This window comes from Streptosporangium sp. NPDC002524, assembly GCF_040295985.1.
In the GTDB taxonomy this organism is placed as follows: domain Bacteria; phylum Actinomycetota; class Actinomycetes; order Streptosporangiales; family Streptosporangiaceae; genus Streptosporangium.
In genome coordinates, this window is the sequence record NZ_JBEOWK010000025.1 from 83,819 (window position 1) to 97,076 (window position 13,258).

Below are 13,258 nucleotides of genomic sequence, written 5' to 3' on the forward strand. Positions count from 1 at the left end.
ATCGTCGGCTCGGGTTCGCGAGCCGTCAATCGCACGGGCGAATCCTCGCAATCCACTCACCATCCCGCTCAGGACGACCATTCCTGACCGGGAAAGGAGGCCCACGTGCGACTTCCTGCTCCGACCGCTGGTTTCACCGGTGTCATCGACGTTCGGCTCACTCCGAGGTACTACTTCGACCTCGATGACATCGGCAGTCCGTACATCACCGACTTGCTGCACAGGTGCCCGTCGGTGTTCGACATCAAGCCGGTGATGACAGGTGAGCTGGACCGCTTGGACCAGACGGAAACGATGCCCTTCCGGCCAGGGATCGTGGAGCCGGGGGCTCTGCTCACCGGCCGGGTGGTGGTGCAGGACGGAGGTCGCATCGAGGCCGGCGCCACCGTCAGCGGACCTGTTCTGGTCTGCGAAGGCGCGGTCATCTCAGCCGGGGCGCTGGTACGCGATCACAGCGTGATCGGACCCGGCTGTCGCATCGGCTTCGGGGCGGAGATCACCCGGAGCTTGCTGACCGGCGGCATCCTCATGAAGCATCCCTCGTTCATCGGTGACTCGGTGATCGGCCAACGCGTCAACCTGGGCGCGTTCTGCTCCACCACCGGCCTGCGCTGCGACCGGGGGCCGGTCGCCGAACCGGCAACCGAAGAGATCACGGTGAACCTCGACGGGCGGCGTGTCGGTACCGGGCAGACGAAGTTCGGAGCCGTGATCGGTGATCAGGTCATGCTTCCCGCAGGTACGGTCCTGACGCCCGGAACCCTCATCGGCTCCGGCACGGTGGTGTATCCCCGTGGTCACATCGGTGGTTTCCTGCCGTCCGGCAGCAGGGTCAGGTGAGATTTCGATGACCACGTCACCTCCCGTCGTTCCGTCCGCCACGACCGCCGTTCGCATCATCGGCGGACGCCCGCTATCAGGCCAGATCGCTGTGCAGGGCAGCAAGAACATCGCCCTGCACCTGTACGCGGCCACTCTGCTGGCCGACGAGCCGGTCACCCTGTGTCGGACCCCGAACATCACCGACACGCAGGTGTGCGCCCGCATCCTCCGGCACATCGGCGCAGGGGTGGAGGAGGGGAACGAACGTTTCGCCGTCACTCCGGCCGACATCGTCAACCCGATCGTTGACCTGGAGCTTGGCCGCCGAGTGCGGACCTCCGCTGTCCTGGGCGCCGCTGTGCTGGCACGTGCCGGACGTACGACATTTCCGCTACCTGGTGGAGACGCTTTCTGTCCCCGCTATATCGACCGGCACCTGAACGCGATGAGCGCGGCCGGGGCTCAGGTACGCATCGAGAATGGTTGCGTTCGGGCTTGGTTCGGCACCGGTGGCCCGCGTTCGTTCCGTACGGACGTCGGCACTCCGTACGGGCCGAGTCTGGGAGCAACGGTAAGCGCTCTGCTGCTGGCGGCTCGCGCGCCGGGCACCAGTCTCATCGTCCATCCGAGCATCGAGCCCGAAGTCCTGGACACCGCTCAGTTCCTCGCCTCCGGCGGTGTTGGTGTCGCCTGGGATCGTGAAGGCCTGCATGTCACGGGAACGGATCGGATCGGCGGCGGTGTGTTCACCGTCGCGGGGGACCGTATCGAGGCCGCGACCATGGTGATGGCCACCGCTGCGACCGGCGGCAGCGTACATCTGGAAGGCATCAGCCCGGCTGAGTTCCCGGACGGGCTGGTGTCCGTCATGGCGGACGCGGGTATCGCCTTGCACGAGACACCAAGCGGCACACGCGCGCTGCCGTTCCGTGAGTTGATCGCCGTGCGGACGGCGACGGGTCCGCATCCCGGCTTGCCGACCGACACCCAGCCGCAACTCACCGCTCTGCTCACCCAGGCTCGTGGCGTTTCCCGGATCGAGGAACGCGTCTACCCTCGCCGCGACACACACGTAACGGAGCTTCGCCGCTTCGGTGCGATCCTCTCCTCGGGAGACCATGGGATCAGCGTGCACGGTCCCACCCGTCTGCACGGTGCGGAAGCCCAAGCCGAGGACATCCGTGCCGTCACCGCTCTGGTGATCGCCGCCCTCATCGCACCGGAACCCTCTACGATCCGCGGCATGTACCACCTCCGGCGCGGCTATGGCCGGCTACTGGACAACCTCGTCACGCTGGGGGCCGACATATCCATCGATCAGGAGACCTGATGCGTGCTTCTCGGCCGTTCGCGGCAGAAGATACCCAGCGGCTGGGTGAAGCCCTGCACGAGCTGGTGCAAAGCGGCGGTTCCCCGGGTGGCGTCATCATCTACGGGTCAACGGGCGGGGACAGGCATGTTCTCACCGCGGGGGTCGTCGCTCCCGAGTGCGGTGAGAGCCCGCCTGACGAGAACACTGTGTACGACGTCGCCTCATTGACCAAGGTGGTCGCCACCTGGCCACTGGTCGGTCGTGCCGTGGCCGAGGGCGTGATGGATCTTGATACGCCCATTCGTGCTTACCTGCCACTCATCGACGGTGATGCTCCAAGCGGCGACGTCACCGTCCGGCAGCTACTCGCGCATTCATCTGGACTGCGCGCCGAGACCCGTCTCGACCGCTACCGCAACACCCCTACCGAGCTGGCCGAACTCATGTGTCGAGAGCCACTCGAACAATCGCCCGGCACCCACCGGTACATCAACCGCGGCTACATCCTTCTCGGCCTGGCGCTCGCCCACGTCCACGCCCGGCCTTTGCATCAACTGGCCGAAGACCTGTGGGCGAAAGCAGGCATGAGACACACGATCTATGGGCCTGTCGCCCGTGCCCGACACGTCGCTCCCACCGAGCAGCGCCTGACCGGAGCTCCCCGGATCTGGGGTGCGCCTCATGATGACAACGCCGCCCTGCTGGGCGGTGTCGCGGGACATGCCGGGGTGTTCTCCACCCCTTCGGACCTTGCTGTTTACGCGGGTCATCTGCTCGCAGGGCTAGGCACGGCCACCGGTGCATGGCTGCAGGCCAGCCTCGTGCCGCAGGCGGACATCGAACCCGGCTTTCAGCGCGGCCTGTCCTGGATCCTCGCCGATGGCCAACAGATCGCCTACCACCATGGTTTCACCGGTACCAGCCTCTATCTCGCCCCGCATGCCGGTCATTACGTGGTCGTGTGCACCAACGCCGTCTACCACGGACCCGCTCGCGACCGCATCGCCCCGCTCCGTGCGCTCGCCAAAAAAACGATCTGTGCCACCTTCTGATCTGCTCCAAGGAGAGGATCACCCATGGGTGAGCATCTGGCCGACCACACCACCCTCAGGCTCGGAGGGCCCGCCGACCGGTTGCTCACCCATACCGATCCCATGGCGTGGCCGGACGTCAGCCGCGCGGCGGCTCGGCACCACGGCACACCTGTGGTGCTCGGTCACGGCAGCAACATCCTGGCTGCCGACACGGGTTACCGCGGAATTCAGCCCGGCGAGTTTGGGAACTGCCCCCCTCGCCGGGCGACGTCAGACCTTGGACGTCAGGCCGCGCTGGATGGCCTCCTCGCGGAGGCGTTTCAGCGGCAGCGCGGCTCCGTCGCGATCGACGCGCCAGACGTCCCACCCGGCGCACGCCCTCGTCCCGGCCACCGCGGCCCCGGCGGCCGACAGGGAGTGGTAGGCCTGACCCGTCGCCACCACCCTGATCGTCCCGCCCTCCTCGACCGTGGCGTAGTGCATCTCGCCCCTGACGGTACGGAAGATCTTGGTGTTCGGCGCGATGAGGCCGAATTTGATCAGATCGACGACCTCGACGCCGTAGTGGCGGCGGGACCCGCCCTGATCGGGGCCGGGCTCCGGGAGGACGATCGTCGGCAGGCGGTAGCCGAGCCTGACCGGGTTCCAGATCTCCTCGCAGAGGAGCCGGTAGAGGGTCTGCCGCCGCTCGATCTCCCGTACGCCGAACTCGGGGCAGGGCAGGAACGCCTTGTCCAGGCCCGAGTCCCTGAGGTAGTGGGTGAACGGGGTGTTGCGCAGGCGGCTCTTGGGGTGCAGGGAGGCCGCGAGCCGGTTCTCCGCGTAGTAGTGCTCGATCTTCCGCTCGTACGGGTCGTCGCGGAAGCTCGCGTTCACGGACTTGGGCAGGAGCAGCAGGGCGCCGAGGCGGTTGCGCCGGATGTAGAACTCCGCGGTGGTCTCGACCTCGGCCTTGTGCCGTTCGAAGCGGTTGGCCCAGATGTGCTCGATCTCGTACTCGCGCCCTCCCCGCAGGAACGTGTACTCGTGGTTTCCCCCCTCGCACTCGCGCTGGACGTGGGCGGTCATCCGGGAGAGCAGGTAGCGGACCAGGCGGCGGTTGTTGGCCCGCAGCCCGAAGGAGGCCAGCTCGCGAAAGTCGTGTTCGAGCAGGGAGGTCTCCCGGCCGAGGACCGTGGCGACGTCGTCGGTGGTCCGGCACATCCGCAGCAGCGGGATGAGCCGGTGGACGATCTCGTCGAGGTCGCGGCGCTGCACCGGGAGGTTGTTGACGGACCTGCGCACGTAGACGAGGTCGAGGAACGACGCCACCATCGAGCACTTGCGGGTGAACACCTCGTCGGAGTCCTCGGCCGAGACGACGGAGAGCAGCAGCGTGAACTGGTTGTCGATGCCGTTGTGGCCGTTGAAGTAGACGCCGGCGAGGGCCGGGGTGAACTCCCGGCAGGCGCGCAGCAGCTCGCAGTAGCGCTTCGACACGTTCGTGAGCCGCTGCACGAACGCCTGCGCGTCGGCCACCCGGCCGAGGCCGAGCTGGACGTCGTTGCGCAGGATCCACTCGTGGACGGCCCGCCCGATCTCGGCGGCGTCCGTGGACCCCTCGCCGAGGTCCGCGTACTGCGCGAGGAGGAACGAGCGGACGTACGCGCTGGGCGTGTTGGCCTCGGGGGAGTCGGTCTCGGAGGTGGTGAGGCGGGCGAGCATGTCGGCCCAGGCCCCGCCGAGGTCCTCGCGCGCCTTCGTGTCGACCCGCCGGAAGAGGTGGCCCTTCAGCAGGTCCACGTGGCTCAGCCGGAGCCCCCGGTCGTTCATCGACACGAAGATCTCGCGGCCGTTCTCCTGGTCGAGGGCCCGGATGCCGACCAGGCAGACGCGGTCGAGCAGCCAGTGGACGAAGGGCACCAGCGCCTCGCCGCGCAGCACCTCGGGGAACTCCCCGTCGATCTCCCTGCTCCGGTCGTGCAGGTTGCGCACCGAGACGTGGGCGTTGCCGGGCAGCGTGAACCCCTTGAGACCGTTCCAATCGGTGACCAGGGAGTTGAGCAGCTGCGCGCGTGACAGCTCCTCGGAGCTGCCGACCTTGAAGCTCCGCTTGCCGTGCCGCGCCGTGTAGGTGAGCCGCTCCAGCTCGTCGGCGTCGATCCATCTCTCCTGGTCGATCAGCAGCTGCCGGAGATAGATCAGCACGAGGTGGAGCGTGGTGACGCGCTGCTGGCCGTCGACGAGGAAGGTGCGGCCCCCGCTCTCGTGGTAGACGTAGGGACCCAGGAAGTACGGGGCGTAGCGGCCGACCTCCTCGCGGTCGTGCAGCGGTTTCCACTGGCCGAGGAAGCGCCGGCTGAGGTCGTCGATCAGCGTGCCGACCTCGTGACGGGTCCAGGTGTACTCCCGCTGGTAGTAGTCCAGCGCGAAGGAATTGCTCTCGAAGAGAGCGCGGACCGTCACGCCTTCGCCGTGAATAGGACTTTCCACCATGAAGTCGGGGATGCCTTTCGTCCATCGAAGGGACGGCTCACTTGAGAGCCTTTCTCCTCGTTTATCACTCCAGACATCCGGGTGTTACTCATTGCGGCCAAGTCGTGACGTATCAGGCAGGTAGCCCGAGGGTGCGGGCCTGGCGGCGCATGGCGTGGTCGAAGGCCGCCGCGCGGTCGAGGATCACGTTGTCGAACTGGCCGAACAGCTCGAAACTGACCCACCCGAACAGGCCGGTCCAGGCGACCAGGCCGCGGACGACCGCGTCGTCGGGGACGCCGGGCATCAGCTCGCGCACCCGCGCGGCGTCCTCGTGGAAGGACGGCGGGAGGGGCGGGGGGGTGGTGCCGGGCGGGTTCAGCGCCCCGGCGCGGTGGGCGTCGGAGACGATCCGGCCGTAGACGACGGTGTCGCGGACCGCGGCGGCGACGGTGTCCTGCGGGGCCCGGTAGCCGGGGACGGGGGAGCCGTACAGCAGGGCGTACTCGTGCGGGTGGGCCAGCGCCCAGTCCCGTACGGCGTGGCAGACCGCCATCCACCTGCCGCCGTGGTCCTCGGGCGGGACGGCCGCGTCGGCCTTCTCCACGGCCTCGCCGACGGCGTTGTAACTGTGGATGATCAGGGCCGTGAGCAGGTCGTCCCTGGACGGGAAGTAGCGGTAGATCGCCGAGGAGGCCATGCCCATCTCGCGGGCGACCGCGCGCAGGGACAGGCCGCTCGCGCCCTCGACGGCCAGCTGCCGCCGGGCGACGTCGGTGATCTCGCGGGTCAGCTCGGCTCTGACCCTCTCGCGTGCGGTGAGGCTCGAACTCATGCCGCGACCATATCAGAGCACTGAGAAGAAAAGAGAGCACTGCTCTTGACGATCGGTGCTCTCTAACGAGAGCATTGCTCTCATAGCGGAACAGGCATACGACCGCAAGGGAAGAGGAATCATGGCCAAGCACGTCATCGCGGGAGCCGGTCAGGTCGGCTCCGAGGTCGCCCGGCTGCTGGCCGGGCAGGGACACGAGGTCGTCCTCCTCAGCCGCTCGGGCTCGGGCCCCGACCTGCCGGGCGTCCGCAAGGTCGCCGCCGACGTGAGCGACCGCGACAAGCTGACCGCCCTGACCGGGGGCGCCGCCGTCCTCTACAACTGCGTCAACCCGCGCTACCACGAGTGGGCGCGCGACTGGCCGCCGCTCGCCGCGTCGATGCTGGGAGCCGCCGAGACCACCGGCGCGGGATACGTCATCCTCGGCAACCTCTACGTCTACGCGGCGCCCGACAAGCCGATGCGGGAGAGCGACCCGCTGGACCCGCCCAGCGTCAAGGGCGCGATCCGGGCCAAGGTGTGGCGGGAGGCCCTGGCCGCGCACGAGGCGGGCCGGGTCAGGGTGACCGAGGTGCGCGGATCCGACTACTTCGGCCCCGGCTGCCTCGACCAGTCACACCTCGGGGAGCGGTTCGTCCCCAGGCTCCTGGCCGGAAAGACCGTCCGCTTCGCCGGGGACCCCGCCCAGCCGCACAGCTGGACCTACGTGCCCGACGTCGCGCGGACCCTGGTCGCGGCGGGCGAGGGCGACCGCGCCTGGGGCCGCGCGTGGCACGTCCCGACGAACGAGCCGATGACGGTGCGCGAGGTCGCCGCCCGCCTGTGCGCGCTCGCCGGAGTCCCCGACCCGGGGGTGAAGGCCCTGCCCCACGTGATGCTGCGCGCCGCCGCTCTCTTCTCGCCGATGCTGGGGGAGCTGGAGGAGCTGCGCTACCAGTTCGTCCGCCCCTTCGTCCTCGACTCCGGGGAGTCCCGGGCCGCCCTCGGCGTCGCGCCGACCCCGATGGACGAGGCGCTGGCCGCGACGCTCGCGTGGTGGCGCGACCGCCTGGCCGTGGCGGCGTAGGGGAACCCGCACGCCGTACGCGGGGGAGCGGGACCGGGGGGCGCGTGCGCCGGAGAGGGGCCGGGGGGTGCGTGCGCCGGAGAGGGGCCGGGGAGCACGCCGTACGCTTTGGGGATGAAGATCGCTGTCATCGGCCTCGGGGACATCGCGGAGAAGGCGTACCTGCCGGTCCTCGGCGTCACCCCCGGCCTCGACCTCCACCTGTGCACCCGCGACCGCGCCACGCTCGACCGCCTCGGGGACGCCTACCGGGTCGGGCGCCGGTTCTCCTCGGTGGACGAGGTGCTCGGCGCCGGGGTCGAGGCGGCCTTCGTGCACGTCGCGACGGCCGCGCACGCGGAGGTCGTCGAGCCGCTGCTGCGGGCGGGCGTCCACGTCTACCTGGACAAGCCGATCGCCTACACCCTCGCCGAGTCCGAGCGCCTGGTGCGGCTGGCCCGCGAGAGCGAACGGTCGCTGCTCGTCGGCTTCAACCGCCGCAGGGCGCCGTCCTACGCGGCGCTGCGCGACCTTCCCCGCGACCTGGTGGTGATGCAGAAGCACCGCGCGCGCCACCCCGCCGACCCGCGGACCGTCGTCTACGACGACTTCGTCCACGTCGTGGACACCCTCAGGTTCCTGGTGCCCGGCGAGGTCGAGCACACCGGCATCCGCACCCGGGTCAGGGACGGGCTGCTGGAGCACGTGACGCTGGAACTGTCCGGGGACGGCTTCACCGCCTTCGGGATCATGAACAGGATGGGCGGCTCGGCCGAGGAGACCGTGGAGGTCATGGGCGGCGGCTCCAAGCGCCGCGTGGTCAACCTCGCCGACGTGATCGACCACACCGGCGCCGAGACCCTCACCAGGCGGGGCGACTGGACCCCGGTCTCCCGGCAGCGGGGCATCGAACAGGTCTGCCTGGAGTTTCTCGACGCGGTCCGCTCCGGCACCGTCCTCGACGCCGCCGACGCTCTGGCCACCCACGCGATCTGCGAGGACATCGTCACCGCCGCGAGCTGACCACCCGCGCCGCGAGCCGGCCGTCACGGCTTCCGCGAGCCGGTCGCCCGTACCGTGAGCCGACTGCCACCGCTTTCGCGAGCGGGCCGTCCGCGCCGCGAGCCGGTCGTCGCCGTGGGCCGATCGCCCGTGTCGAGCCGACTGCCACCGCTTTCGCGAGCCGGTCGCCCGCGCCGCGAGCGGGCCGTCCGCGCCGCGAGCGGGCCGTTCGCGCCGCGAGCCGGTCGCCCGCGTCGTGCGCCCCCGATGGCGCGGCGTGAACGGCCGGCTCGCCGAGGTCCGGAGGGGAGGGCCCCGGTCAGCGTTCGGCCAGGTACCTCCGGCCGAGGGCGCGCAGGCGGTCGTGGGCCGACTCGTAGGCGGACGGGCGGCCGAGGGCGGACTTGGGGAGCTTGGCGACCATCGTGTAGTTGGTGTCGCAGACGTTGCCCACCGGTGCCTCGCCGATCTGGCTGACCAGCTGGTAGGCGTCCAGCTGGTCCAGGCCGGTGAGCTCGGAGGTCCAGGTGACCAGGTCGTGCTGGCTGATCCGGTACGCGTCCTCCAGCGGGCGGGCCGAGCCGGTGGACATCAGGTGGCCGTCGTCCTCCAGGCGGGGCCACGGGGTGCTCACCCCCTTGATCAGTTCCACGGCGACGACGGTGTTCATCGCCGCCTCGACGGCGGTGCCGCACACCTCGCCGTGCCCCTGCCTGGCGTGCCCGTCACCGATCGCGAAGAGCCCGCCCTCGACGTTGACGCCGAGGTAGACGGTCACCCCGGCACGCAGCTCGGGGGTGTCCATGTTGCCGCCGTGGGCGTCCGGGGTGATCGTCATGCGGGCCTCGGACGCGGCGGGCGCGACGCCGACCGTGCCGTGCATCGGGTCGAGCGGCAACTCGACCGTGAAGTCGCTCCTGCGGGCGTGGTAGCGGACCACGCCCGCGGCCGTGTCGATGTCGTACCGCCACACCAGCTCCTCCAGGGGAGGGGTGAGCATCGCGGTGGTGTGGGTGCCGGTCAGCGCGCCGAAGTGCGGGAACGTGGCCGACACGGCCCAGTCCCGCGCCGGTTCGATGGAGACGAAGTGCAGCGCGAGCGTGTCGCCCGGCTCGGCCCCCTCCACGTGGAAGGGCCCGGTGACGGGATTGAGGTAGGGGAACTCGCAGACGCGCGAGGGCAGGTCGTCGACCGAGGTCACCAGGCCGCCGAAGCAGTCCTCGGTGTACGTCTCGACGATCGAGCCCGGGGCGATCCTGGCCACCGCGGGCCGCCCGCCGAAGGTGTAGCTGAGGTCCTCGGGCGCGGGCCGGTAGGAGAAGACGTTCATCGCGGGCCTCCCTCGGCGAATCGCATGCCCCTCACGGCGAATCGCATGCCCCTCACGGAGAAGCGCGTGCCTCTCGCGGGGAGCGGGGGGCGACCACGCTTCGCGCCGGGGAGGAGGGAGCCGAGCCCCTCCTCGACCTCCAGGAAGATGTCGAACACGGTTCTGCCCTCGCATGCTGTCGGGTCGGTGGGACGGGGACGGGGGTCGTGGGCTCTCAGGGCTTGCGCGCCGTGTCGGGCGCGGACGTGCCGGGCGCGTCAGGGGTGTCGTCGACGAGCCCTGCCAGGGTGGGACGGCGGCCCGTGGCGTAGGAGACGCCGAGCACCACCAGGCCGACGACGAACCAGACGACGCCGAGCGTCTGGGCCGCGATGCTGGCGTTGATCACGACGTAGAGCAGGATCGCGAAGCCGAGCACCGGGGCGACGAGGTGGCGCCACAGGTCGCGGCTGCCCTGGCGCACGACGTAGTGGACGACCACCGAGACGTGCAGCGCGAGGAAGGCGGTCATCGCGCCGAAGTTGACCAGCCCGCTGATCAGCGTGATCCCGTCGTCGCGGGTGGTCAGGTAGAGCCCGACGACCAGGGAGACCGCGGCCACCACGAGGGTGGCGTTGACGGGCACCCGGTGCCTGGGGTGGACCTTGGCGAGGAAGGAGGGGAGCTGGCGGTCGCGGGCCATCGCGAACAGCAGGCGAGAGGTGGCGGCCTGGGCGACCAGGGAGTTCGCGAAGCCCCAGGCGATGGCGGTGGCGACCGCGGTCAGCACGCTGAGCCAGTGGCCCCCGGCGAACTCGGCCATGTCGTAGAAGGCGGTGCCCGCGGGGTCGCCGTTGGCCAGCAGGTCGGCCCGGTTGGGGGTGAGCAGCGCGGCGACCCAGGTCTGCGCGATGAACAGCACCCCGGCCAGGCCCAGCGCCGCGACCATGGACTTGCCGAGCCGCCGCGTGTCCTCCCGGCTCTCCTCGGCCATCATCGAGATGCCGTCGAAGCCGAGGAAGGACAGCACCGCGATCGAGACCGCGCCGAAGACGAGGGACCAGGAGAAGGTCGAGGAGTCGAACAGCGGGCTGAGCGCGCCCGCCTGGGCCTTGCCCTGGGCCAGGGCGACCACCCCGATGACCATGAAGATCGCCAGCACGATGAGCTCGCCGATCAGCATGATCTTCGTGATGCGCGCGGTCATCTGGATGCCCGTGTAGTTCACGACCGTGTTGAGCACCACGAACACGATCAGCCAGCCCCAGACGGGGATGACCGGCACGAAGGAGGCCATCGCCGCGCTCGCGATGAGATAAAGCAGGGCGGGCACCAGCACGTAGTCGAGCAGGATCACCCACCCGGCGAGGAAGCCGACGGGCGCGGCGATGCCGCGGCCCGCGTAGGTGTAGACCGATCCGGCCATCGGGAACGCGCGGGCCATCTGCGCGTACGAGAGCGCGGTGAAGGCCATCGCGACCATGCCGACGGCGTACGCGAGGGCGACCATGCCACCCGAGGCCTGGAAGACGCCGCCGAAGATGCCGAACGGCGCGATCGGGACCATGAAGATCAGGCCGTAGACGAGCAGGTCGGTGAAGCTCAGTGACCTGCGGAGTTCCTGTCGGTACCCGAATTGCTCCAGTGATGGCTCGGTTGTCATGTACGGCTCCTTGAAGTGGCTGCAGCCGTACACTAGGACCTTTCTTTGCAAAGGAAAAGTTTTCAGTCGGAAGTTTTTATCCGATTTTGACCCGACACGTTCCTAGCGGACGATGTCGAAGTCCAGCCCGTCGGCCCGGCCGATGTGCGCCTGCCGCCGCACCCCGTGCCCGCGCAGGGTGAGCCGCCCCCGCGCGGTGACGATGGAGGTGCCGTCGGCGATCGCGTCCACCTCGGGCACGGCGAGCGTCCCGGCGCGCGAGCCGAGGGCGGCGAGCATCAGCACCGCCTCGTAACAGCCCTGCCCGTGCCCGTTGAGCAGCGGCGCGGTCGAGCCGAACCGGCGGGCGTAGCGCTCGCCGAGGCTCAGGCTGTCGTCGGTGACCAGGCTCGCGAAGTAACCCATCGCCCCGTACAGCTCGCCGGTGGCGTCACCGCCGATGCCGAGCAGGCCGTGCTCCTCCAGCGCGCCGCAGAGCCTCGGCCACGACAGCCCGGCCGCCGCGAAGGCCCGGTTGAAGGCGACCAGGTCGCTGCCGATCAGGCTGAGCAGCACCGCGTCGGGCCGGGCGGCCACCAGCCTCTCCAGGATCGGGGAGAAGTCGCGCGTGCCGTACGGCACCAGGAGCTCGCCGACGACGCCGACGCCCCGGGCGGCGAGGTGGCGGCGGGCGGCCCCGTGGACCAGGCGCGGCCAGACGTAGTCGTTGCCGAGCAGGAACCACCGGCGCGCCCGGCGGCGCTCGACCAGCCAGTCGAGGCCGGGCCGCAACTGGCGGGCGGGGGTCTCGCCCAGGAAGTAGACCCCCGGCGCGTGCCCGCCCCCCTCGTACGGCGGCGCGTAGACGAACGGCACCCTCCCGGCCAGCGCCCGCACCACCTCGATCCTGACGTCGCTGCCGTGGGTGCCGACCACGGCGTCGATCGCGCCCCAGCGGGCGAGCCCCGCCACCTCGGCGGCCACCTGTGCCGCCGGACGGCCGCCGTCGACCAGGACCAGCTCCACCGGCCTGCCGAGCATCCCGCCCGCGAAGTTCACCTCGTCGGCGGCGAGGATCGCGCAGTTGATCGCGCACGGGCCCACCAGGCCGAGCACGCCGGAGATCGGCACGACCAGCCCGACGCGCAGCGCCTCACCCGGGAGCAGCTGGGCTTCCAGGGGTTCTATGACGGGTGTGATGGCTTCTGCCACAGGGACGAGTATCCTCCGGAATGGATGGGTACGGCAGTCCCGTTAGTCGGACGGGACACGGATCGTGACGCAGACGGGAGCTCCATGTGGTGACGACCGGGCTGGGATCCTCGCTCGCCTACCTCCTCAGCAGGGCCGAGCGCAGTGTCAACCGGGGACTCGCCGCCGCGGTGACCGCCCAGGACGTCTCCGTCGAGCAGTGGCGCATCCTGCGCGCCCTCGCCGACGGCCGGGGGCACTCGATGGGCGACCTGGCCGAGGCCGTGCTGATGCCGCACCCGACGCTGACCAAGGCCATCGACCGGCTCATCGACCGTTCCCTCGTCTACCGGGGGCACGATCCGGGCGACCGCCGCAAGGTCGCGGTCTTCCTCGCCGACCGGGGGTCCGAGCTGCTGGCCCGGGTCGAGGGCGGGGTGGCCGAGCACCATCGGCTGATCGAGGCCGTCTACGGCACCGAGCGCACCGAGCGGCTCATGCGGGACCTGGAGGGGCTGGTCACCGCCCTGGACGACGCCCCGGCGATCCCGTCCCCGGCGCTCCCGGAGCGTGCCTCGGGTGGTCCTGGCCGTTCGTGACGGGCCCTGGGTG

General features: G+C 70.1%; 11 protein-coding genes. 6 read left to right on the forward strand and 5 right to left on the reverse strand.

The features are described 5' to 3' along the window. Positions 1-234: 234 nt before the first annotated feature. Genes ABT053_RS33730 through ABT053_RS33740 form a run of 3 tightly spaced genes read left to right on the forward strand, consistent with a single transcriptional unit; the run spans position 235 to position 3,186 of the window. The gene (locus tag ABT053_RS33730; protein WP_350974652.1) at positions 235-840 is read left to right on the forward strand and encodes an LbetaH domain-containing protein; all 606 of its coding nucleotides are present in this window, start codon (positions 235-237) and stop codon (positions 838-840) included. 7 nt (positions 841-847) lie between these two features. Continuing rightward, positions 848-2,152: a UDP-N-acetylglucosamine 1-carboxyvinyltransferase gene (locus ABT053_RS33735; protein ID WP_350974654.1), complete on the forward strand. Its 1,305-nt coding sequence runs from the start codon at positions 848-850 to the stop codon at positions 2,150-2,152. Beyond that, positions 2,152-3,186, forward strand: a complete 1,035-nt coding sequence (locus ABT053_RS33740; RefSeq protein ID WP_350974655.1) for a serine hydrolase domain-containing protein — start codon at positions 2,152-2,154, stop codon at positions 3,184-3,186. Before ABT053_RS33735 ends, ABT053_RS33740 begins: the two co-directional genes overlap by 1 nt. Before the next feature lie 252 nt (positions 3,187-3,438). Here the strand turns inward: ABT053_RS33740 and ABT053_RS33745 are convergent, their stop codons facing one another. Both ABT053_RS33745 and ABT053_RS33750 read right to left on the reverse strand, forming a co-directional pair. Continuing rightward, positions 3,439-5,613, reverse strand: coding sequence for a GmrSD restriction endonuclease domain-containing protein (locus tag ABT053_RS33745; RefSeq protein WP_350974657.1), 2,175 nt, complete (start codon positions 5,611-5,613; stop codon positions 3,439-3,441). Positions 5,614-5,755: 142 nt separating this feature from the next. Next, positions 5,756-6,457 carry a TetR/AcrR family transcriptional regulator gene (locus ABT053_RS33750; protein ID WP_350974658.1) on the reverse strand — a complete coding sequence of 234 codons (702 nt, stop codon included), beginning with the start codon at positions 6,455-6,457 and terminating at the stop codon, positions 5,756-5,758. A 121-nt stretch (positions 6,458-6,578) separates the two neighbouring features. On the opposite strand from ABT053_RS33750, the gene ABT053_RS33755 reads away from it, so the two are divergent. Beyond that, positions 6,579-7,523, forward strand: coding sequence for an NAD-dependent epimerase/dehydratase family protein (locus tag ABT053_RS33755; RefSeq protein ID WP_350974660.1), 945 nt, complete (start codon positions 6,579-6,581; stop codon positions 7,521-7,523). 114 nt (positions 7,524-7,637) lie between these two features. Continuing rightward, the gene (locus tag ABT053_RS33760) at positions 7,638-8,525 is read left to right on the forward strand and encodes a Gfo/Idh/MocA family protein (protein WP_350974662.1); all 888 of its coding nucleotides are present in this window, start codon (positions 7,638-7,640) and stop codon (positions 8,523-8,525) included. Between the two features lie 298 nt (positions 8,526-8,823). On the opposite strand, the gene ABT053_RS33765 is transcribed toward ABT053_RS33760, so the two are convergent. The 3 genes from ABT053_RS33765 to ABT053_RS33775 form a co-directional block, all read right to left on the reverse strand. Continuing rightward, complete coding sequence (locus ABT053_RS33765) at positions 8,824-9,834, reverse strand: acetamidase/formamidase family protein (RefSeq protein WP_350974664.1); 1,011 nt, start codon at positions 9,832-9,834, stop codon at positions 8,824-8,826. A 214-nt stretch (positions 9,835-10,048) separates the two neighbouring features. After that, complete coding sequence (locus tag ABT053_RS33770; RefSeq protein WP_350974666.1) at positions 10,049-11,476, reverse strand: APC family permease; 1,428 nt, start codon at positions 11,474-11,476, stop codon at positions 10,049-10,051. A gap of 102 nt (positions 11,477-11,578) precedes the next feature. Continuing rightward, positions 11,579-12,667: a substrate-binding domain-containing protein gene (locus ABT053_RS33775; RefSeq protein WP_350974668.1), complete on the reverse strand. Its 1,089-nt coding sequence runs from the start codon at positions 12,665-12,667 to the stop codon at positions 11,579-11,581. A gap of 89 nt (positions 12,668-12,756) precedes the next feature. Here ABT053_RS33775 and ABT053_RS33780 point away from each other — a divergent pair, with 89 nt between their 5' ends. Next, positions 12,757-13,245, forward strand: coding sequence for a MarR family winged helix-turn-helix transcriptional regulator (locus ABT053_RS33780; RefSeq protein WP_350974670.1), 489 nt, complete (start codon positions 12,757-12,759; stop codon positions 13,243-13,245). Positions 13,246-13,258: the final 13 nt, after the last annotated feature.